The organism is Vibrio litoralis DSM 17657, assembly GCF_000426765.1.
GTDB lineage: Bacteria > Pseudomonadota > Gammaproteobacteria > Enterobacterales > Vibrionaceae > Vibrio > Vibrio litoralis.
Genome location: NZ_KE384567.1, coordinates 578,707 through 599,249, shown reverse-complemented (window position 1 = coordinate 599,249; position 20,543 = coordinate 578,707). Strand labels below are relative to the sequence as shown.

Here is a 20,543-nt window from a genome sequence, read left to right as displayed (position 1 = left end):
TACATTGGTTCGCTATTTGTATCTACTTGATATCGGGGAATATCGCACTCGATAAATGTCGATTCAGTTGACGCGCAGCAGTGGTTGGAGAGTCACTGCTTTGGATGAATTCCTCGACCTTAATTTTGTTTTTCACTTCTACATGAAAAAAGGGTTTAGTATCGGGTACTTGGTACCATTTCATTTGCTTGGTTAAAAAGCTCGGGTTCACAGTGATGTGAACCACTCTTAAATCGGTTTGCGTGCGCACGGCAATTTGTGCTGCGCCTCGCTGTAACTTTAAGGTTTGACCGGGCGTCGTGCGAGTACCTTCAGGGAAAACCAGCAGAACATTACCATGGTTTAGCCGTTGGCTACAGTCATCGAGCAAGCTTTCTGGGTCTCGATTAGGGATGTAACCGGCGGCTTTTACGATCCCTTTCATAAATGGGTTATGCCAAATCGCGGCTTTGACCAGACAATCGCATTGCGGTAGGTGAGAGGCAATTAACACATAATCAATTAAGCTTGGGTGATTGGCGACGATCAAGCAATTTCTGTCTTGTTGCATTTGCTCTACATTATCGAAGCGGTAATCAATCGTGCCAGTAAATTTCATGGTACGGCAAAATAAATCGAAAGCCTGTTGAATGATCGATTGAACCCGCATTTCACGTTGGGTTTGATTGCGAGCCGCCCAAGTCATCAGTGGAAAGACGATAAAGGTTAGGCACAGTGCGCCAATACCAAAAATTGCAAAGCAACTGCCAGTGGCAATTACTCGCCAGTATTTATTACAACGTTGGGCAAAGCTAAGTGAATGGTTTGCCATTATTCAGCGTCACCTCGTTGCCATTGCCATTGATTTCGAGAATCTTCAATCGTCCAGGAACGGCTTTGGCTCGCTAATTGTTGAATGATATCGATGGTTTGCGAACGATTTTTGAATTCTATATTTGATGTTGTCTTGGCCTGCCAAGTAATTTGTGTCTGTGTACCTGAAGTTAAAATTAAACCTAATGAATACAATGGTGGAGTGGGTTGTGATTCAAATTGGTCATAAGGTTTTGGCAGTGGCGCATCAAAGTCGATCAGCAATATCTTATGCTGTGGATTTTCGGATAAGTAAGCACTAGCCTCAATTAACGCATGATGTAGGCTAGATTCGCAGCCGGCAAGTGAGGTGGCTGGAATCGGGCTTTTGGTGGCAATGGTAAATAAGCCTGCGCTAGTGTTATGTACCGATTGAGAAAATGCCATTGGTGAGGCTTCTTCACCTTGCAGCACTTGCTGTAGTAATTCGACGGTACGCGGCAGTTCACCATGACGACTTGAAAAAATCAGGTAGTCAAAGTCGGATGGGCTTGATTGCTGTAAATGGATGGCGGTCTGTAAGGCAATTTTGCTCAGCGGGCTCATGCGGCGGCGCATCATCGCTGGAATTAAATTGACCTCTAGCGATGCATTTTCACTACCAGTATTAAACGAACAATAATGACGCCAATCAGCAGGCGTGCTGAAGCCCGGAGAGAGTGCGTGCCATTGCTCAATATTAAATGCAATTGTGCTCATTGATGTTCATTCATACCATTTGTGAAAACAAAATGTAAAAATAACATTTTTATTGATGTAAACATTATATTGTTCAGTCATTAATTGATACAAAAAAATATAACCTTAATGGGGATATAATTATCGCTTCGAACTGCGATAGCTTTGTTCCTCTTATCTACTGACTCGTTATTTGGACTTTATTTTGAAGCAATATCAACACGATCCATACACTGCATTAGAAGCGAAAACTGAAGCTCAGAAATTAGCCTTTTCTCCCATTGTTTTTCATACCGCTCGAACTTTACGTGATCTTGGTATTTTAGCAGCATTAGAAAAACAGCCAGAGCAAGGCATGATGGCCGCACAAATTGCCGAAGCTACTCAAGTGTCTGAATACGGTGTCAAAGTGTTATTAGATATGGCGTTAAGTGCACATATCGTGACTTGGCGTGATGAGCATTATGTACTGGCTAAGCTAGGCCATTCCTTATTAAGCGATGGTATGACTATTGCCAATATGGATTTTACGGCAGACGTTTGTTATGCCGGCATGATGCATTTAACCGAAGCGATTCAAGAAGGCACGCCTGCGGGTTTGAAAGAGTTAGGCGATTGGTCAACGATTTATGAAGGCTTATCTAGCTTGCCGGAAAAGGCGCAAGATAGCTGGTTTAAGTTTGATCATTTTTATTCGGATAATACCTTCCCTATTTTGTTGAAGCATATTTTTGCTAATCAACCTAAACGCATTTTTGATATTGGCGGAAATACGGGGAAGTGGACACTGCAATGTTGCCAGCATGATGAGAATGTCAACGTTACGATTATCGATCTGCCACAACAAATTGAGTTAGCCAAAGAGAATGTTGCTCAGCATGGTTTTTCTGAGCGGGTTGAGTTTTTCCCAACCAATATGCTCGATAGGCAACAAGCTCTGCCACAAGGGGCTGATGTATGGTGGATGAGTCAATTCTTAGACTGTTTCTCGCCGATGGAAATCCTCAGTATTTTGCGTCGAGTTCGTGCGGCAATGAAGCCTCAGGACGATGTGTATATCCTTGAGCTATTTTGGGATGCGCAGCGCTATGAAGCGGCGTCATACAGCTTAAATGCTACTTCGCTTTATTTTACCTGTTTAGCCAATGGTAATAGCCGTTTTTATCGTAGCGATGATTTTTTAGAGATCGTAAAAGAAGCCGGATTTGTGGTGAACAATCGCATTGACAATATAGGGCTTGGGCACACGCTTTTACATCTTAAAGCGGATTAATATTGAATTTAGATAGGGATTTAGAGTGAGCACAGTACAGAAAACATCGGTGGTGATTATTGGTGCGGGTCCTTCGGGCTCGGTTGCTGCCGCGATTTTAAATCAGCATAATATAGATTGTGTGGTTCTTGAGCGCAGTACCTTTCCTCGTTTTTCTATTGGTGAAAGCTTGCTACCGGCTTGTATGGAAAGCTTAAAAAAAGCCAATATGTTTGAAGCGGTCAACCAAGCGGGTTATCAATTTAAAAATGGCGCCGCATTTCGTTATCAAGATAAATATACTTATTTTGATTTTACCGACAAGTATACCCCAGGTGAGGGCACGACTTTTCAAGTTCAGCGCGGGCCATTCGATAAACTACTCGCGGACGAAGCGCAAAAGCAAGGTGTTGCGATTCGTTATCAACATACCGTAACTGAAGTAGATGTTGAGCCAAAACAGCCGGTGTTATCTGTTATTGATGAATCAGACAAGCCCTATCAAATTCAAGCCGATTTTATTTTAGATGCTAGCGGTTATGGACGAGTATTACCTCGACTACTTGATTTAGAATTACCTTCAGATCTCCCGCAACGCAAGGCGTTATTTACTCATGTTACCGATAATATTACGGACAGCTTAGCTACTGAGTTAAATTATGATCGCGATAAGATCACCATCTATGTGCATCCTGATAATCAAAGTGTTTGGTATTGGCTAATTCCATTTAGCAATGGCGTGTGTTCTGTTGGGGTCGTTTCAACGCCTGATTTCTTTGACGCTTATTCTGATGATGAGATTGCCGCGTTGAAACAATTAACCTCAGAAGAGCCGCATTTAAAGTTGCTATTTAGGGATGCTGATTTTTGTCACATGAGCGGTACAATTGGCGGTTACTCGGCCAATGTGAAGCACCTCGCGGCTAGCAACTATGCGATGTTGGGTAATGCTGGTGAGTTCTTAGATCCAGTATTCTCATCTGGCGTGACGATTGCGATGAAGTCTGCGGAGATGGCAGCCGATACGTTAATTCGTCAATTAAATGGTGAAGTGGTCGATTGGCAACAAGATTACGCAGAGCCATTAATGGTTGGGGTAGATACCTTCCGAGCTTATGTCGAAGGTTGGTATGACGGACGTTTCCAAAATGTGGTGTTTTTTGAAAATTCTCATCCAGACATAAAGAAAAAAATCAGCTCCATTTTGGCTGGTTATGCGTGGGACACCTCTAACCCTTATGTAGCTAACCCGCAAAAGCGCTTGAGTACCTTGGCTGAAATTTGTTCTAGTTAACGATTTAAAGGTTCAAGTCAGCTAGAGTTATAGACAATAAAAAGCCCCGAACGATCGGGGCTTTTGTGTATCTGAACAATTATGTATCTGAGCAATGATTGCGAGTACGTCGATATTAGTGATCAAAGTACACGTAGTTTTGCCAGCTCTTCATTCGGATTAGGATTTTACGAATGATAGCAACGTGTTCTAATTTGCCTGAGTAGACCGCAATTTCAACATTGGCACCCATAGGTAAGTTGTATTGCTCTACATCATCAATCAGCTTGAACTTCACCATAATGCGGCCTTGAGTTTGCAGCATATTGGTGCCTAGTAGCGCACCACTGGCTTGTATCTGGCTTTCTGCAATTGCAGGCAGCACTTCAGCTACTTCTGCTTTGAAAGATTTACCAGGTAGCGCTCTAAAGATCACATCCGCTTCATCACCGGCTTTAATATTCAGTGTTGAATTTTGACGGAAAGCACCAACGAAATAATGATCTTGAGTGCTCACGAAAGTCAAAATTGGCTTAAATGGTAGTGGAACTGCCATGACGCCGGGCTTTAATGCTAACTGCGAAACATAACCATCGGTTGGAGCACGAATAATGGTTTGGTCTAGATTAAATTGCGCTTTATCTAATGCCGCTTGTGCTTCTGCTACTGAAGTATTAACACCATCAATTTGCGACTCGTAAGCTGCTTTGGCGGCACTTTCATTAGAAAGCGCTGCTTGGTAGGCCGCTTCTGCGCCTTTAGCGATTTGTTGTTTGTCATCCACTTGTTGCAAAGTAAATGCGCCACGCTTGTAACCTTTTTGATAACGCGCCGCTTCACGTTGAGAGCGATCTCTTTCTGCTAAAGCTTGTACGCTACTAGCAGCCGCTTGTTTGTAAGCTGCTTCAAGTACTAATACATTTTGATCTGAGGCAGCAAGCGCTGCTTTTTGTTGTACTACCGCAGCTTTAAACGGCGTATCATCTAAACGAACTAATACATCGCCTTGTTTAACTAGTCTGTTTGGCTGAACTTCTACAGAGACCACACGAGCTCGAACATTAGAAACCATTGGTGTCGTGCTATAGATTTGGCCACCAAGCTGAGTAAATGGTTGGAAGTAGTTCATGGCTAAGAAAATAGAGCCAAGTAAAACGACACCACCTAAAACAGCGGTTGGAACTGTCCATTTGTTAAGTGGAATACGGAAGATTTTAAATATCGCAATACAAAAAGCGGTATAGGTTAGAATCAATATTGTTTCCATTAGTTTGATTCTCCCTTGGTGCTCTCTTGTGTGTTCTCAGTTGGTTTTGCTTGAGGTGTCAATTCAGCCATTTGTTTTTGTAGCTGAGAGATTTGCTTATTTAATTCATCCACTTTATGGTGCATATCATCTTGTTCGGCTTGTAGTTTATTAAAGCCCCAACCACGATCTTCGCGCCATAAGGTCGCCCAGATCCACAAGAATGGCCAAAGTACATGCAAAGTAAATAGGCTTACCCAGCCCGCAACATGAATGGCGTCTTGGTGAGGGTGATTGCGTTTTTTGGAAATTTCATAGGGGATATCGTGAATAACAATGATGCCGTAAAACAACACCAGTACGACGAAAATAAGTATGCCTAAGGCTACGTAATCTAATGTCATTATTTTTCCTTTACCTGTTCGCTTAATGTAATGCGCTGACAGTTACTAATAAAAATATCGTGATTTTATCAATGCTAGTTAATATTCTATGCCAAACAAAGCTTTGTTTAAAACACTGCGTTTTGTACTCTTAGGGCGGTATTTCATAATATATGGTGTATACGTCATGTTAGTTTATACGATGCCAATGAAGTTCCAAAGTTTTTATCCAATTTAATTATTAAGAGATACTAATTATATGCGTTTAAATTTAGTCGCAGCATTTAAAAAAGAATGGTTTTTAGTCGCGATGGTTATCAGCATGTTACTCGCTACGATTATTCCTGATGTTGGACGTAGCCAAGGTAGCTTGCATTTAGATCAAGTGACCGCTTTCGGTATTGCGATTGTTTTCTTTTTGCATGGTATTGGCCTTTCTCCGCAATCGTTAAAAGCGGGGATGAGTAATTGGCGACTTCATCTATTTATTCAGTCGGCGACGTTTATTCTCTACCCTTTACTTTGGGTAGTGTTCGGTCAGGGGCTACTGGCTGTGATGCCTAGCGCGCTGGCACTTGGTTTCTGTTTTTTATTTGTATTGCCGAGCACCATTTCGTCATCCGTCGCTATGACCGCGATTGGTCGAGGCAATATGCCAGGAGCAATATTTAACGCGTCACTCTCTAGTATTCTAGGCATTTTAATTACACCGCTACTGATTCAAGTTTTTATGGGCTTAGAAGGCGCTAAAATTAATGTTATGGAATCGGTTACTTCCATTTCGACGATGCTATTATTGCCTATGGTATTAGGTCAACTGTTGAGACCTTTTTTGCTGGCTAGTTTTGAAAAACATAAGAATATTGTTGGTAAACTGGATAAATACGTAATCTTATTAATTGTTTTTAATGCCTTTAGTGATTCAGTGGCAGAAGGTATTTGGCATAGCTTTTCGATTGAATATGTCATTATGTCAGTTGTGCTCTGCGGACTGGTGCTGTTTTTTGTTGTTAACTTGATGGTCAAAAGTGCTGGTTGGCTGGGTTTTGATCATGGTGATGAAGTGGCGGCAGTTTTCTGTGGTAGCAAAAAAACCTTGGCGGCCGGCGTGCCAATGGCGAAAGTGATTTTTAGTGCTGATCCTAGGTTGGGGATGATATTGTTGCCGATAATGATTTATCACCCATTACAAATATTTTATTGCGCAGTTCTGGCCAATCGTTATCAAAAGAAAGCCATCGCTCGTGAACAGCAAATAGAGGCTAAGAGCTAATGTCGACAATACCTCAAGAGTGGTTGGTGTTTACCCAAGACTATTACAAATGGTTTATTACGGTATTGGTTTTAGTGTTCTATCCAATGCTGCGCCGCATTCCTGGCAAGATTTTTTTACGTGGAATGAAAGCTGGCATTAGCCCTCACCGTAAGCAGCGCGCCAGATTATTACTCAATACCATTACTTCTATCATTTTAATCTGTTTGCTATTGATGCTATGGGGGATTGAGTTAAGAGGCCTATTGGTTGTTGGTTCCTCCATGTTTGCTTTACTTGGTGTGGCGCTATTTGCCGGTTGGTCATTACTGAGTAACTTAACCAGCTTCTTAATTTTGTTTACCCAAAATGATTGCCGAGTGGGTCGCTGGGTGAGAGTGGTAGATGGTGCGAATTTTTTGGAGGGGGAAATCACGGAAATGGGTTTTATGAACGTTCAGCTACGTAGTCTGGATGGGGATTTGGTTTTGTACCCGAATAACTTATTTATGACGCGCCCAGTGATTGTGTTAAAAGTGCCACCACAACCTAAAACTGAAAACGAAGCAGTTGAAAATAAAGAAGCGGTAACAGCAACAGAAGCGGAAGGTTTAGATAAAAAAGTGGTTTAATTACTTTTAATAAACATCTATATACATTAAAGCCTGAACTTGATTTTCTTCGCGAACCGTTCAGTTTTTTTATGATCTAAAGTCGTTTTTTGTGACTTATCCCACAAAACATTTTACAAACTATCAAGCATCGATAATAATACGCCGCTTTTAAAATCCAGTTCATATTTTAATCAGGTAATATTATGTCAACCGCGACTACTTCAAAACCAGCAAATCCAGCACCATTAGGCCTTATGGCGTTTGGTATGACGACGATTCTTTTAAACTTACATAACGTAGGCTTATTTCCATTAACTACCGTAGTTCTTGCTATGGGGATTTTTTATGGCGGTATTGCACAAGTTATCGCTGGTATTATGGAATACAAAAACGGTAATACATTCGGTACGACTGCGTTCACTTCTTACGGTATGTTTTGGTTATCACTAGTTGGCCTAATTTTAATGCCAGGTATGGGCTTAGGCGAAGCAACGCCAGCGCATTTTCTTGCCTCTTACCTATTAATCTGGGGCATCTTCACAGGCTTCATGTTTATCGCAACCTTGGCTCGTTACCCAGTGGCTAAACAAGTAGTCTTCGGTAGCTTAACTCTACTATTCTTTTTGCTTGCAGCGGGTGATTTCACTGGCATCGCAACTATCGGCCATATCGCAGGTGTTGTCGGCATCTTCTGTGGTTCAAGCGCGGTTTACCTAGCGGTTGCTACAGTGATTAACTTAGAGTTTGGCCGTACTATTCTTCCTATCGGTGAGAAGAAAGTTGCTGCACCTGTTGAGTCAATTAAAGCCGCTGCTTAATGATTTAACATGACGAGAGTATAAACTCGCATAGAATAATTTATATTAATAAAATAGCCCCCAGTGACGCTTTTGTCGTGACTGGGGGCTTTGTTTTACATTGTATAGTTATGAAATGGTTACCACTTAATAAGCGGCACCTTCTTCGATAAAGTCATCTACATTGTTTTTGTCTACTAGTTCAGCTGCTAAGATCACTCGAGATGGTGAAGAGTGATACATATTACCTAGGTTTTCATGCTTTAAACCGGTAATAGCAAGGCTAATCCCAGATGCCACCATGCTTGGTGGGTAAGTGACGGTTGCACGAACAACAGTGTCGCCATCTTTAATCATCTTCATAACATCTTGTGAACCTGCCCCCCCTAACACGGTTTTAATATCGGTACGGCCTGACTCTTTGATAGCTTGCATTACGCCTTTTAACATATCGTCATCTTGGCACCAGACTGCATCAATTTGTGGGTGTTTTTGTAGGTAGTTTTCCATTACCGCTAACGCTTTTTGAGTTGACCAATCAGCTGGTTGACTATCAAGAATTTCAATGTTTTTATGCTTTGCAATTACTTCATTGAAAGCATCAACACGTTGTTTATTGATTGGAATCGACATGCCTTCAATCACGACAATTTTGCCTTTTCCATCCATTTCTTCAGTTAGCCATTCACCACTCACTCGACCTAGACCAGCATTATCACCAGCAATAAATACATTTTGTGTTGGCTTTTCTAGCTCTCTATCGACCACTACGGTATAAATGCCATTACCATATGCTTCTTCGATGACTTTTTGTAACGTTGCTGGGTTATGAGGAAGGATGACTAATGCATCAATGCCTTTTATCATTAAGTCTTCCACATCACCGACTTGTTTTGAGCCAGAGCTTGCGGCAACAACATAAAATTCAAGATCTTTATCTTTGGTTTCAAAGTCTTTGACGGCTTTTTCTGCCCACCAGAGTAAGCCCGCGGTCCAACCATGATCTGCAGAGGGGACCGATACACCAATTTTATAGCTTTTGGCGATGGCGGCATTTAAAGATAAAGTGGTGAGTAAAAATACGCCCAATATCCCTTTGCTTATAAATTTGAATAAGCTCATGTTTTTCTCCTTATTATGACACCTTTCTACATTCATACGGTTATGGCATTCATATGTAGAAAGTGTTTATTGTTGTGTATATTTATCGTTCACGTTTAAATTGCATTAGTACCGCAATAATAATGACTAGACCTTTGACGGCGCCTTGTAAGTAAGGTGATACTCCTATTAGATTTAACATGTTATTAATTATCCCTAAGATAATGGCACCAATGACGGTACCCCATAGGGTTCCTTTTCCTCCTGTTAATGCGGTTCCACCAATAACCACTGCGGCAATTGCATCCAGTTCGTAAAATAAACCAGCATCCCCTGGGCTTATTGAATTGAGACGAGATGAGAGCATGACGGCAGAAAGCCCGACAGTGAAGCCCACTATTACGAAGGTATAAAAGTACACTCTAGTAACGTTAATGGCCGAATAGGTCGCCACTTTTGCATTAGAACCGACGGCACAAACATGACGACCAAATGCAGTATGACGCAGTAAAATATGGCCAATAATCGCTAAGGAAAAGAAAACCCAAACTGGTATTGGAATCGCGAGGAAGTAGCCTCCTCCAATGTCAGGATAATGAGAGTTAGTCGCGACCATTTCGCCAGCATCACTTATGTATAAGGTTAAAGAGCGGAAGATCGACATCGTAGCTAACGTTGCAACAAACGCGGTGATCTTTCCTTTGGTCGTGAGTAGTCCATTAATTGCACCTAAGAACGCACCGATAACCATGGCTGCCGAGATAGAGATAAATACAGCTAACCAACCATCGCCCAGGTAATTCAAAAGCATTAAGACGAGAACGCCAATTAACGCCACCATGGAACCTACCGATAAATCAATACCGCCGGCAATGATGACGAAAGTCATACCTAACGCAATGATGCCGGTATAGGAAACCTGCCTTAATACATTGGTAATATTTCTTGGGTTGAGGAAATGCTCACTGGCAATGGCCGATAGCACAATCAAGATGATCAGTGCGATCAAGGGGGCCCATGTTGATAAATTTACTTTAGGTAACGAGTTAGATTTCATTTTTACTGCCTCATTCATAACATTACCTCCGTCTGTTGATTGGTAATATTTGATGTACTACCTTGCAAGCCTGCGGCTAAGAACATGATGTTTTCTTCGTTCATTTCATTTTGTGGGAGTTCACCTTGAATCGTGCCTTCACGCATCACAATGACTCGATGGGCTAGGCCAATAAGCTCTTCCATATCTGATGAAATAACAATTACTGCCAAACCCTGCTCAGTGAGGTTGTGGATAAAGTGATAGATATCTTTCTTAGTGTTAACGTCAACTCCTCGAGTGGGTTCATCCAAAATTAAGATTTGTGGTTGAGTATCCATCCATTTTGATAAATACACTTTTTGCTGATTACCACCACTCAAATACAGTAGTTCCGTATCTAATGACGCAGCTTTAATACTGAATTGGCGAACATATTCGGAGGCTTTTTGTTCGGTGGCCTTATGATTAATAAAGCCCTTACAGTAGTTATTGAGTGAAATGAGGCTGATGTTTTCAATCAGGTTGAAGTTCATCGTAAGGCCACAGCCTTGACGGTCTTCACTTAAATAAGCGAGCCCGTGCTTGACTGCGTCGTTAATCGATTTAATTTTAACTGGGTTTTGGTGAACCGAAACATGGCCTTGATGCTGTCTGAGCCCCATAATAGCTTCCGCGGTTTCAGTGCGGCCACTTCCGATTAGCCCAGAAAACCCCAGAACTTCTCCTTTATTCACTGAAAAGTTAATGTCATGCAGGAGGTTTTTGATTGAGAGGTGCTCTACTTTTAATGCCTCTTCTGAGGTAGGTTCAGAGCGAGCGGGAAAGACTTGATTTAACTCTCTACCGACCATCTTTCTCGCCATATCTTGTTCATCGATTTGGGAAACATCATCGATAGAAACAAGTTGGCCATCACGTAGAATTAACAAGCGGTCACAGAGCTGTTTCACTTCTTTGAGCTTATGAGAAATAAAAATGATGGTCACGCCACGTTGCTTAAGTTTGGCAATAAGCGTAAATAAAATTTTCACTTCTTGATTCGTTAAGACGGTTGTGGGTTCGTCCATGATTAATATTTGCGCATCATTGACTAAGGCTTTCGCTATCTCAACCATTTGCTTTTCTGCAACGCTGAGTTCTTCAATTAAGGTATCAGGGGCGATCTTAGTTTCTAATTGAGATAACAGTGCCTGAGTTTTGTCACGCATGACCTTTTTATTGAGAAGGACTTGTTGCTTCACTTCCTGTCCTAGGAAGACATTTTCAAACACATTCAAGCTAGAAATTAAATTAAACTCTTGCGGTATCATAGCAATGCCCAGCGCTTTAGCTTCTGCTGGAGAGTTGATATTGACTTCTTTTCCAGAAACAGAAATGTTGCCAGAGCTGAGTTGGTAAATACCTGAAATGATTTTCAACAAGGTCGATTTTCCAGCCCCGTTTTCTCCGAGTACCCCCATGACTTCTCCTGGCATGATATCAATACTGATGTTGTGCAGTACCTGAACACCAGAGAAGCTCTTGCAGATATGTTTAAGTGACAAAATTGGATTAGGTGAGTTCATGTGCGTTCTCCAACTGAGTCCATTGCCCATCATGTTGAGAGGAGTGCAGCATAGCAGTGATAAACTGCAATCCTTCCAGGCCTTCTTGGGTTCCAGGGAGTGGGAACTCGGCCAGTGCGCTATTGACCGCTTGGCCTTGTTTTACTTTTTGGATGACTTGTGCGGTTTCTAAATATAAATTGGCAAACCCTTCCAAGTAACCTTCAGGATGGCCTGCTGGGGTTCTAGTGAGATAAGCATGTTGGTCAGAAAAGCTATAGCCGGCACGAGTAATAATTTGTGTGGGGTTAGCGTGCGGGTGATAAAGCAGGTGATTCGGATTTTCTTGTTGCCACTCAATTCCACCTTCGCTACCAAATACTCGAATTTTCAATCCATTTTCATGACCTGGTGCCACTTGTGTTGTCCACATCATGCCTTTTACTCCTTGTTCAAAACGTAATAGCGCATGGACATTGTCATCGAGCATTCGGCCTTCAACAAAAGTCGAGAGATCGGCACTGACTTTATCGAGCTTTACATCAGAAATGAAACGAGCCAAATTAAAGGCATGAGTCCCTATATCACCTAAACAGCCAGCTGCGCCTGAGCGAGAGGGATCGGTTCTCCACTCTGCTTGTTTGTTACCACTGTGTTCTGCCGCATCGGTCATCCAATCTTGTACATACTCGACTTGGATTAAACGAAGTTGTCCGAGTAAACCATCTTGCACCATTTGTCTTGCTTGGCGGACAATCGGGTAGGCGCTGTAGTTATGAGTTAAAATAAAGAGCTTATTGGATTGATCGGCAATCTTTTTCAGCTCTATTGCTTCTGCGAGGTTTAAGGTCATTGGCTTATCACAAATGACATGAATGCCAGCCTCTAGGAAAGCTTTGGCAATAGGAAAGTGCATATGGTTGGGGGTCACGATACTTACGGCTTCAATACCATCATCACGCTGAGACTCTTGTTGAGCCATGGTTTTAAAGTCGGAGTAGCTTCTTTGAACCTCAATACCTAGATGGCGAGCTGATTCGTGTGCTCTTGTCGGATCGGAGCTTAGTGCACCAGCGACTAGCTCAAACTTATCATCAATCCGAGCTGCAATTCGGTGCACTCCACCAATAAATGCACCACTACCGCCGCCGACCATACCAAGTTTTATCTTATTCATATCACTATCCTCACAGACCTAAAATTCGACGGTTGGCATTTTGATCAACGCTGCTATCAGCGAAATCATCAAAAGCTTTTTCGGTAACGCGGATGATGTGTTCTTCGACAAATTTCACACCTTCTTTAGCGCCATCTTCGGGGTGTTTTAAACAACACTCCCATTCAACGACCGCCCAACCTGAGAAGTTGTACTGGGTTAGCTTGGAAAAAATACCATTAAAGTCGACTTGACCATCACCGAGGGAACGAAAACGACCAGCACGCTCTGTCCAGCTTTGGTAACCACCGTAGACCCCTTGTTGTCCTGTTGGGTTGAACTCAGCATCTTTGACGTGGAATAGCTTGATTCGATCATGGTATCGGTCAATAAAGTTAAGATAATCAAGTTGTTGCAACAAAAAATGACTAGGGTCGAATAATATATTGCAACGAGGATGGTTATCGACAGCCGCAAGAAACATTTCAAATGTAATGCCGTCATGCAAGTCTTCGCCTGGGTGGATTTCATAGCAGACATCAACCCCTGATTGATCAAAGGCATCCAATATTGGTCGCCAGCGAGCCGCCAGCTCTTCAAACCCCGTTTCGACTAACCCTTGAGGTCTCTGTGGCCATGGGTAAATAAAAGGCCAAAGTAAAGCCCCAGAGAAAGTGGCATGAGCGGTTAGGCCTAAGTTTTTTGACGCTTTAGCCGCAAGCATTAATTGTTCAACTGCCCATGATTGGCGACGTTCGGGATTATTGTGTACAAATTCAGGGGCAAATCCATCAAACATTTGATCATAGGCTGGGTGAACCGCAACTAGTTGACCCTGTAAGTGGGTAGATAACTCGGTTAAGGTGAGGCCTGCTTTTTCTAAAGTGCTTTGAACATATTGGCAATATTCAAGATCGTTTGCAGCACGCTCTAAATCAAAAATTCGTTTATCCCAAGTTGGCATTTGGACGCCTTTAAAGCCTACTGAGCTAGCCCATTGAGTGATGTTTTCTAATGTATTGAACGGGGGGGTATCATCAATAAACTGCGCGAGGAATAACGCGGCTCCTTTTATCGTTTTCATTTTCATCCCTTACTTTTTCTATTATGGTTACATTTGTAATCGATTACATTTTTTAGCCGAGGAAGTACATAAAATGAATCTATTATCGTTATCTGTTTTTTGATTTATTGATAACTTTGATTAAAACCTAGGCATGACTTTACGATTTATCTAGCTAATGTTACAAAAATGTGATCTATGGTGGTTTTTTAAGCAGGGTTGGTGTTTATTAAATTCAGTAGTGGTTTAATCGTGAAATGTAAAATTATGTAACCCATTACATTATAAGGGGGGATGATGCCAACGATTAAGGATGTTGCTCGAATTGCAGGGGTATCTACCGCCACTGTTTCTAGGGCTATGATTTCTCCTGATAAAGTGTCTGAAAAAACACGCTTAAAAGTGGAGTCTGCTATCGCAGAATCGGGCTTTTCTCCTAATGTAATGGCAAGAAACTTGAGGCGTAGTGAGTCCAAAACGGTCGTCGTGATTGTACCTGATATCGCGAATATGTTTTTTGCCAATATCGTACGTGGAATTCAAGCTGTCGCCTTACAAGCCGGTTATAAAGTATTGTTAGGCGACTCTATTCATACGGTAGAGCAAGCCAAAGTGTATTTAGATTTAATTAGTAGTAAGCAAGCCGATGGGGTTATTTCTTTAACGGCGGAATTACCTAAAGAAATTCGTCAAGGGACGACCATTCCTATGGTCATGGCGTGTGAGTACTTTCCATCCTTTCCTATACCAACAGTAAGAGTGGATAATCAATTAGCAGCGAAAAATGCGATCGAATACTTAGTGAGTATAGGCCATCGTAAAATCGGCTGTATTTCTGGTCCCAAGCAAAACCCGATTTGTGTTGCACGTAAAGATGGCTATCAACAGGCCTTAGAGCAAGCGGGACTTTCGCTTTCAGAGCAAGCTTTTGAAGAAGGGGATTTCAGTTTTCAATCGGGGTACTCTGCGTTTATGAATATGTCCAATCATGAAGATATGACCGCTTTATTTTGTTTTAATGACATGATGGCTTTAGGTGCGATGAAAGCTGCATTACAACAAGGCGTTAAGGTGCCTGATGATTTGTCCATTGTGGGCTTTGATGACTTAGCTTTTGCTGAGTTTGCTTCACCAGCCCTAACAACCATACGTCAGCCTCAAGAAGAGATAGGGCGAAATGCCATGAAGGTCATGCTAAAAAGGTTTAATGGCGATAGAGTCAACTTTGATACAGTAATTTCGACACAATTATTGGTTAGGTCGAGTACTGCACCACCTAAAACCTAAAATTAATCTTCCTCCATGTATTTTAGGTATGAGATCACGAAAAATAAAAATCGTAATATCAAAGCAAAATCTCTCAAGTGTTTTTTATTTACTCCTCTTCTAGTTTTATAAGGCGAGTAAGCCCCTCTCATGGATTTGGGGTAAAAATAATAAACAATGAGGATGTAGCATGAAAAAATTAATACTGACAGTCTTAGGCATGATGTTAAGTGTTGGGCCAGTGCAATCTTTCGCCAAAGATATAAAAATAGGTATGGCGATTGACGACTTGAGATTAGAACGCTGGCAAAAAGACCGCAATATTTTTGTCAATAAAGCCGAAGAGTTAGGCGCGACCGTGTATGTTCAATCGGCGAATGGTAATGAGCAAACACAAATCTCACAAATTGAAAATATGCTTTCTCGTGGCGTCGATGTATTAGTCATTATTCCATATAACGGTGAAGTATTAAGTAATGTCATAAAAGATGCCAAACGTGATGGAATTAAAGTGCTTGCTTATGACCGACTAATTAATAACGCAGATATCGACTTTTATTTATCATTTGATAATGAAAAAGTCGGTGAGATCCAAGCGCAAGCGATGATAGATAAAAAGCCAACCGGTAATTATTTCTTAATGGGGGGGGCACCAACCGATAATAACGCAAAATTATTCCGTCAAGGCCAAATGAATATTCTTCAACCTAAGATTGATTCCGGCGATATTAAGGTTGTTGGTGATCAATGGGTAGATTCTTGGTTAGCAGAAAATGCATTGAAAATTATGGAAAATGCCTTAACGGCGAATAATAACAAGATTGATGCAGTTGTCGCGTCAAACGATGCTACGGCTGGTGGTGCGATTCAAGCGTTAGAAGCCCAGGGTTTGGCCGGTAAAGTCGCTATTTCTGGTCAAGATGCCGACCTTGCTGCAATCCGACGCATTGTAGATGGTACTCAGACAATGACGGTATATAAGTCGATATCTGAATTAGCCAATAAAGCGGCAGAAATTGCGGTTAAATTGGGAAGTGACGAAGACGTTGCATCGAATGCCTCTCTCAATAATGGCTTAAAAGATGTTCCCGCTTGGCTGTTGAACCCTATTTCAGTCGATAAGTCGAATATTGATGCAACTATTATTGCCGATCAATTCCACTCTAAAGAAGACGTTTATCAGAAATGACAAAAAAAGCACTTAATTACTCGGGTGGTTAAGTGCTTCTAGGAGAAGTATATGCGCTTATTAGAGATGAAAAATATAAAAAAAACCTTCGGTAATATTTATGCGCTTAATGGTATTCATTTAACTCTCGATAAAGGTGAAGTGTTATCCCTTTGTGGTGAAAATGGTTCCGGTAAGTCGACCTTAATGAAGGTGCTTTGTGGCGTTTATCCTTTTGGGGAATATGAAGGCGATATTTACTTTGAAGGCAAAAAAGTCGAAGCACAATCTATTAAAGATACAGAAAATCTTGGTATTGCGATTATTCATCAAGAACTCACTTTAGTGAAAGAATTAAGTATTTTAGAAAACCTATTTCTGGGTGATGAAATTAGTCACTTCGGCGTGGTCGACTTTATCCAAATGCATCAAAAAGCAGTGGGCTTACTTGATAAAGTTAAATTAACTGTGTCTCCAGAAACAAAAGTTAATGAGCTTGGGGTCGGCCAGCAACAATTGGTTGAAATAGCCAAGGCATTATCTAAAAAAGCCAAATTATTAGTGCTTGATGAACCGACCGCACCCCTAACTGAATCAGAAACTCAAATTTTATTAAACTTGGTGAAGAATTTAAAAGGGCAGGGAGTAAGCTGTATTTTTATTTCACATAAGTTAAGTGAAGTGAAAGCGATTTCCGACCATATCTGTGTGATTCGTGATGGTGAGCATATTGGGACTCGTCTTGGCTCTGAAATGACGACTGATGACATTATTACCATGATGGTAGGCAGGGAGATGAAAGAATTGTATCCCAAAGAAGCTCATGAGATCGGTGATGAGGTTTTGCGTGTTGAGGATGTATTTGCAAAAGATAAATCTAATCCTAGTACTTACAAGGTGAAAAGTGCAAACCTTCAATTACGACGAGGGGAGATCTTAGGTATATCAGGGCTTGTAGGAGCAGGGCGTACGGAGTTGATGGAATGTATTTATGGCTGCTATCAAGGTGAATACGCAGGATGTTTTTATTTGAATGGAAATCCAATCTCATTCAAAACTAGTGAAGCCGCATTAAAATCAGGTATTGCAATGGTGCCGGAGGACAGAAAACGACATGGCATTATTCCGATCATGTCGGTAGGGCATAATATTTCGATTGCAGGGTTAGATAAATTTTCAAGTTATCAAGGCTTATCGAGAACGGATGAAGAGAAAGCCATTTTAGATTCAGTTGAGCAATTAAAAGTGAAAACGTCCAGTCATGATATCGCCATCAAACATTTATCGGGAGGCAATCAACAAAAGGCTATTTTAGCTCGGTTCTTAATGTTACAGCCGCAAATCTTAATTTTAGATGAGCCGACTCGGGGGATTGATGTCGGTGCTAAATATGAAATTTATAAATTGATGTTCGCCCTAGTGAAACAAGGGATTAGCATCATTATGGTGTCGTCTGAATTACCTGAAATTTTGGGGATTAGTGATCGCGTAGTTGTCATGCATGAAGGGGTTATTAAGGGTGAATTTAAAAATGAAGATTTGACACAAGAAATGATTATGGATTGTGCGCTATCAGAACAAAAACAAGGAGAAGTAGCATGAGTGTGCAAGTGAAGGCAGGGAGAGCACCGGATAAGAGTCGTTCTATTTGGTCCTATTTAAAAGGGGATCATTTGCAGATGGTTATTATGATCATCGCGATTCTTTTTATCATGCTGTTTTTTAGTGTGATGACTGATTGGAGCTATTTAAGCCCTAGAAATATTTCTAATTTATTCAGGCAAACAGCGATAACGGGCATTCTTGCGATTGGCATGGTGTACGTGATTATTAGTGGTGAAATTGATCTTTCTGTTGGTTCTATGATGGGGCTGCTTGGTGGTCTAGCTGCAATTATGGATGTTTGGCTTGGACTTCCACTAGCCTTAACCATTGTCATTACATTAATTTCTGGGTTATTACTTGGTGCTTGGAATGGATGGTGGGTTGCTTACCGCAAGGTACCTTCTTTTATTGTTACTTTAGCTGGCATGTTAGCCTTTAGAGGCATTTTGGTTGGTGTGACTGATGGTACCACTGTGGCACCAACATCGGATGCGATGTCCATTATAGGGCAAAGCTATCTACCCAATATGATTAGTTTATTTTTAGGAGTTACAGGCCTGTGTGGTTACTTTGCGTGGCAAAAGCGCCAAAACCAATTAAGGCGTCATTATGGGTTAACGGTTCCTGATGTATCTAAAAATATTGGTAAAAGTGCCATTACCGCTATCGCTATTTTAGGCGTGATTCTATTGCTCAATGATTACCGTGGCGTGCCTATGCCAGTATTAATTTTATCGGTATTACTGATTGTGGGTATGTTTATTTCGAATAAAACCAGCTTTGGGCGACGCATTTACGCAATAGGAGGCAATATTGAAGCAAGTCGTTTATCTGGTATCAATGTGGAGCGCAATAAATTAGCCGTTTACGCTATGAATGGTCTTTTAGTCGGGGTGGCTGCCTTGATATTAAGTTCACGGTTAGGTGCTGGATCTCCTTCTGCCGGAAACATTGCTGAGCTTGATGCAATTGCCGCTTGTGTGATTGGTGGTGCGAGTATGGCTGGCGGCGTGGGGACGGTCCTTGGAGCGGTGATTGGTGCCTTTATTATGTCAGCTTTAGACAATGGTATGAGTATGATGGATGTTCCAACGTTTTGGCAGTACATCGTCAAAGGCTCGATCTTGTTGCTTGCGGTATGGATGGATAGCGCGACGAAGAGAAAAGCGTAATCGAATTAGATTTTATTGCATAGCTGTAATAGTATGTCTCCACCACACTAAGTGGCACAATTTTTTAACTTATTCTCAGGGCGGGGCGAAATTCCCCACCGGCGGTATATAGCACTTGATGTTATCAGCCCGCGAGCGCCTAGTTCATTATCGTTTTGAAGTAGGGTCAGCAGATCTGGTGAGATGCCAGAGCCGACAGTTATAGTCTGGATGGGAGAGGATAAATGACACTTAACTACCTTAATGTTCTAAGGTGGTTAAGTGGCTTTGACGTTGGTAATGCGTAGCTTTTGGCTATAGGTTTACTGACCCCTTCTTAAAGAGCCCTGATTCTGGTATCCACAGGAGACATTACCATGAATCAGAACCAACCTTCTTTATTAGCCGAATTTGGAAATCCTATTGAGCGTGTTGAAGCCGCTTTAGTTGCATTGCAACAAGGGCAAGGCGTACTCGTGCTTGATGATGAGGATCGTGAAAATGAAGGCGATCTTATTTATTCAGCAGAAACACTTACCGATGCACAGATGGCATTAATGATCCGCGAATGTAGCGGTATTGTGTGTTTGTGCTTAACTGATGAACAAGCCAATCAACTTGATTTACCGCCAATGGTGGTTAATAACAATAGCCAGAACCAGACGGCATTTACGGTTTCAATTGAAGCCAAGCAAGGGGTGACAACAGGTGTATCAGCAGCTGATCGTGTCACGACAATTAAAACCGCCATCTTTGCTGATGCTAAGCCGGATGATTTGGCGCGTCCAGGCCATGTATTCCCGCTACGCGCTCGTACCGGTGGGGTATTAACACGTCGCGGGCATACAGAAGGTACGACAGACTTAATGCAATTGGCCGGTTTAAACCCTGCTGGCGTATTGTGTGAAGTGACTAATCCTGATGGGACAATGGCGCGTGCAGAAGAGATCGTGGCATTCGGCAAACTGCATAACATGCCAGTATTAACCATTGACGATATCGTTCAATACCGTGAATCGTTAATGAAAAAACAAGCGTAGATTATTCGTTGAAGTGTCATATAAAACTATAGCGATTAAGTCTGCTTCAATATGATTACTATA

Annotated in this window: 19 protein-coding genes and 1 riboswitch; of the genes, 10 read left to right on the top strand and 9 right to left on the bottom strand. The window is 41.7% G+C overall.

The features are described from left to right. Positions 1-22: 22 nt before the first annotated feature. A complete protein-coding gene (locus K358_RS0116400) occupies positions 23-811 on the bottom strand; it encodes a lysophospholipid acyltransferase family protein (RefSeq protein ID WP_027697831.1) in 789 nt (262 codons plus the stop codon). Continuing rightward, positions 811-1,551 carry a beta-ketoacyl synthase chain length factor gene (locus K358_RS18675; protein WP_038150285.1) on the bottom strand — a complete coding sequence of 247 codons (741 nt, stop codon included), beginning with the start codon at positions 1,549-1,551 and terminating at the stop codon, positions 811-813. Before K358_RS18675 ends, K358_RS0116400 begins: the two co-directional genes overlap by 1 nt. 184 nt (positions 1,552-1,735) lie before the next feature. Here K358_RS18675 and K358_RS0116390 point away from each other — a divergent pair, with 184 nt between their 5' ends. Beyond that, on the top strand, positions 1,736-2,803 hold the full coding sequence (locus K358_RS0116390) for a class I SAM-dependent methyltransferase (RefSeq protein ID WP_027697830.1): 1,068 nt from the start codon (positions 1,736-1,738) through the stop codon (positions 2,801-2,803). A 25-nt stretch (positions 2,804-2,828) separates the two neighbouring features. Continuing rightward, the gene (locus K358_RS0116385; protein ID WP_027697829.1) at positions 2,829-4,076 is read left to right on the top strand and encodes an NAD(P)/FAD-dependent oxidoreductase; all 1,248 of its coding nucleotides are present in this window, start codon (positions 2,829-2,831) and stop codon (positions 4,074-4,076) included. A 115-nt stretch (positions 4,077-4,191) separates the two neighbouring features. Here the strand turns inward: K358_RS0116385 and K358_RS0116380 are convergent, their stop codons facing one another. After that, the gene (locus K358_RS0116380) at positions 4,192-5,322 is read right to left on the bottom strand and encodes an HlyD family secretion protein (RefSeq protein WP_027697828.1); all 1,131 of its coding nucleotides are present in this window, start codon (positions 5,320-5,322) and stop codon (positions 4,192-4,194) included. After that, positions 5,322-5,705, bottom strand: coding sequence for a DUF3302 domain-containing protein (locus K358_RS0116375; RefSeq protein WP_027697827.1), 384 nt, complete (start codon positions 5,703-5,705; stop codon positions 5,322-5,324). Before K358_RS0116375 ends, K358_RS0116380 begins: the two co-directional genes overlap by 1 nt. A gap of 289 nt (positions 5,706-5,994) precedes the next feature. On the opposite strand from K358_RS0116375, the gene K358_RS0116370 reads away from it, so the two are divergent. The 3 genes from K358_RS0116370 to K358_RS0116360 all read left to right on the top strand — a co-directional run bounded on the left by K358_RS0116370 (position 5,995) and on the right by K358_RS0116360 (position 8,368). Beyond that, on the top strand, positions 5,995-6,957 hold the full coding sequence (locus K358_RS0116370; RefSeq protein ID WP_425315042.1) for a bile acid:sodium symporter family protein: 963 nt from the start codon (positions 5,995-5,997) through the stop codon (positions 6,955-6,957). Next, entirely contained in the window at positions 6,957-7,568 is a 612-nt protein-coding gene (locus tag K358_RS18670) for a mechanosensitive ion channel domain-containing protein (protein WP_051241352.1), read from the top strand. Before K358_RS0116370 ends, K358_RS18670 begins: the two co-directional genes overlap by 1 nt. A 185-nt stretch (positions 7,569-7,753) precedes the next feature. Then, positions 7,754-8,368: an acetate uptake transporter gene (locus tag K358_RS0116360; RefSeq protein WP_027697825.1), complete on the top strand. Its 615-nt coding sequence runs from the start codon at positions 7,754-7,756 to the stop codon at positions 8,366-8,368. A gap of 126 nt (positions 8,369-8,494) precedes the next feature. Here the strand turns inward: K358_RS0116360 and K358_RS0116355 are convergent, their stop codons facing one another. From K358_RS0116355 to K358_RS0116335, 5 genes are all read right to left on the bottom strand, one after another. Further along, the gene (locus K358_RS0116355; RefSeq protein ID WP_027697824.1) at positions 8,495-9,469 is read right to left on the bottom strand and encodes a substrate-binding domain-containing protein; all 975 of its coding nucleotides are present in this window, start codon (positions 9,467-9,469) and stop codon (positions 8,495-8,497) included. Between the two features lie 82 nt (positions 9,470-9,551). After that, positions 9,552-10,523 carry an ABC transporter permease gene (locus K358_RS0116350; RefSeq protein WP_027697823.1) on the bottom strand — a complete coding sequence of 324 codons (972 nt, stop codon included), beginning with the start codon at positions 10,521-10,523 and terminating at the stop codon, positions 9,552-9,554. Continuing rightward, positions 10,520-12,052, bottom strand: coding sequence for a sugar ABC transporter ATP-binding protein (locus K358_RS18665; protein WP_038150284.1), 1,533 nt, complete (start codon positions 12,050-12,052; stop codon positions 10,520-10,522). The genes K358_RS0116350 and K358_RS18665 overlap by 4 nt, the downstream gene beginning before the upstream one ends. Beyond that, positions 12,039-13,208, bottom strand: coding sequence for a Gfo/Idh/MocA family protein (locus tag K358_RS0116340; RefSeq protein ID WP_027697822.1), 1,170 nt, complete (start codon positions 13,206-13,208; stop codon positions 12,039-12,041). Before K358_RS0116340 ends, K358_RS18665 begins: the two co-directional genes overlap by 14 nt. Before the next feature lie 10 nt (positions 13,209-13,218). Next, a complete protein-coding gene (locus K358_RS0116335) occupies positions 13,219-14,271 on the bottom strand; it encodes a sugar phosphate isomerase/epimerase family protein (RefSeq protein ID WP_027697821.1) in 1,053 nt (350 codons plus the stop codon). 276 nt (positions 14,272-14,547) lie between these two features. Between K358_RS0116335 and K358_RS0116330 the strand changes: the two genes are divergently transcribed. The 5 genes from K358_RS0116330 to ribB all read left to right on the top strand — a co-directional run bounded on the left by K358_RS0116330 (position 14,548) and on the right by ribB (position 20,480). Next, on the top strand, positions 14,548-15,537 hold the full coding sequence (locus tag K358_RS0116330; protein WP_027697820.1) for a LacI family DNA-binding transcriptional regulator: 990 nt from the start codon (positions 14,548-14,550) through the stop codon (positions 15,535-15,537). A 169-nt stretch (positions 15,538-15,706) separates the two neighbouring features. Further along, positions 15,707-16,705, top strand: coding sequence for a D-xylose ABC transporter substrate-binding protein (gene xylF, locus K358_RS0116325; protein ID WP_027697819.1), 999 nt, complete (start codon positions 15,707-15,709; stop codon positions 16,703-16,705). A gap of 51 nt (positions 16,706-16,756) precedes the next feature. Then, positions 16,757-18,286: a xylose ABC transporter ATP-binding protein gene (locus tag K358_RS0116320; protein ID WP_038150282.1), complete on the top strand. Its 1,530-nt coding sequence runs from the start codon at positions 16,757-16,759 to the stop codon at positions 18,284-18,286. After that, positions 18,283-19,461, top strand: a complete 1,179-nt coding sequence (locus K358_RS0116315; RefSeq protein ID WP_051241351.1) for a sugar ABC transporter permease — start codon at positions 18,283-18,285, stop codon at positions 19,459-19,461. Before K358_RS0116320 ends, K358_RS0116315 begins: the two co-directional genes overlap by 4 nt. A 67-nt stretch (positions 19,462-19,528) precedes the next feature. Continuing rightward, positions 19,529-19,687, top strand: a riboswitch (FMN riboswitch). 130 nt (positions 19,688-19,817) lie between these two features. Further along, on the top strand, positions 19,818-20,480 hold the full coding sequence (ribB, locus tag K358_RS0116310; protein ID WP_027697816.1) for a 3,4-dihydroxy-2-butanone-4-phosphate synthase: 663 nt from the start codon (positions 19,818-19,820) through the stop codon (positions 20,478-20,480). The last annotated feature ends 63 nt before the right edge of the window (positions 20,481-20,543 follow it).

Excerpts from the sequence above, each read along its gene's own strand:
- xylF (WP_027697819.1), top strand. The coding sequence starts at position 15,707 with ATGAAAAAATTAATACTGACAGTCTTAGGCATGATGTTAAGTGTTGGG.
- ribB (WP_027697816.1), top strand. The coding sequence starts at position 19,818 with ATGAATCAGAACCAACCTTCTTTATTAGCCGAATTTGGAAATCCTATT.
- K358_RS0116380 (WP_027697828.1), bottom strand. The coding sequence starts at position 5,322 with ATGGAAACAATATTGATTCTAACCTATACCGCTTTTTGTATTGCGATA.
- K358_RS0116400 (WP_027697831.1), bottom strand. The coding sequence starts at position 811 with ATGGCAAACCATTCACTTAGCTTTGCCCAACGTTGTAATAAATACTGG.
- K358_RS18675 (WP_038150285.1), bottom strand. The coding sequence starts at position 1,551 with ATGAGCACAATTGCATTTAATATTGAGCAATGGCACGCACTCTCTCCG.
- K358_RS0116320 (WP_038150282.1), top strand. The coding sequence starts at position 16,757 with ATGCGCTTATTAGAGATGAAAAATATAAAAAAAACCTTCGGTAATATT.
- K358_RS0116340 (WP_027697822.1), bottom strand. The coding sequence starts at position 13,208 with ATGAATAAGATAAAACTTGGTATGGTCGGCGGCGGTAGTGGTGCATTT.
- K358_RS0116350 (WP_027697823.1), bottom strand. The coding sequence starts at position 10,523 with ATGAATGAGGCAGTAAAAATGAAATCTAACTCGTTACCTAAAGTAAAT.
- K358_RS0116335 (WP_027697821.1), bottom strand. The coding sequence starts at position 14,271 with ATGAAAACGATAAAAGGAGCCGCGTTATTCCTCGCGCAGTTTATTGAT.
- K358_RS0116375 (WP_027697827.1), bottom strand. The coding sequence starts at position 5,705 with ATGACATTAGATTACGTAGCCTTAGGCATACTTATTTTCGTCGTACTG.
- K358_RS0116355 (WP_027697824.1), bottom strand. The coding sequence starts at position 9,469 with ATGAGCTTATTCAAATTTATAAGCAAAGGGATATTGGGCGTATTTTTA.
- K358_RS0116360 (WP_027697825.1), top strand. The coding sequence starts at position 7,754 with ATGTCAACCGCGACTACTTCAAAACCAGCAAATCCAGCACCATTAGGC.
- K358_RS0116315 (WP_051241351.1), top strand. The coding sequence starts at position 18,283 with ATGAGTGTGCAAGTGAAGGCAGGGAGAGCACCGGATAAGAGTCGTTCT.
- K358_RS18665 (WP_038150284.1), bottom strand. The coding sequence starts at position 12,052 with ATGAACTCACCTAATCCAATTTTGTCACTTAAACATATCTGCAAGAGC.
- K358_RS0116330 (WP_027697820.1), top strand. The coding sequence starts at position 14,548 with ATGCCAACGATTAAGGATGTTGCTCGAATTGCAGGGGTATCTACCGCC.
- K358_RS18670 (WP_051241352.1), top strand. The coding sequence starts at position 6,957 with ATGTCGACAATACCTCAAGAGTGGTTGGTGTTTACCCAAGACTATTAC.
- K358_RS0116370 (WP_425315042.1), top strand. The coding sequence starts at position 5,995 with ATGGTTATCAGCATGTTACTCGCTACGATTATTCCTGATGTTGGACGT.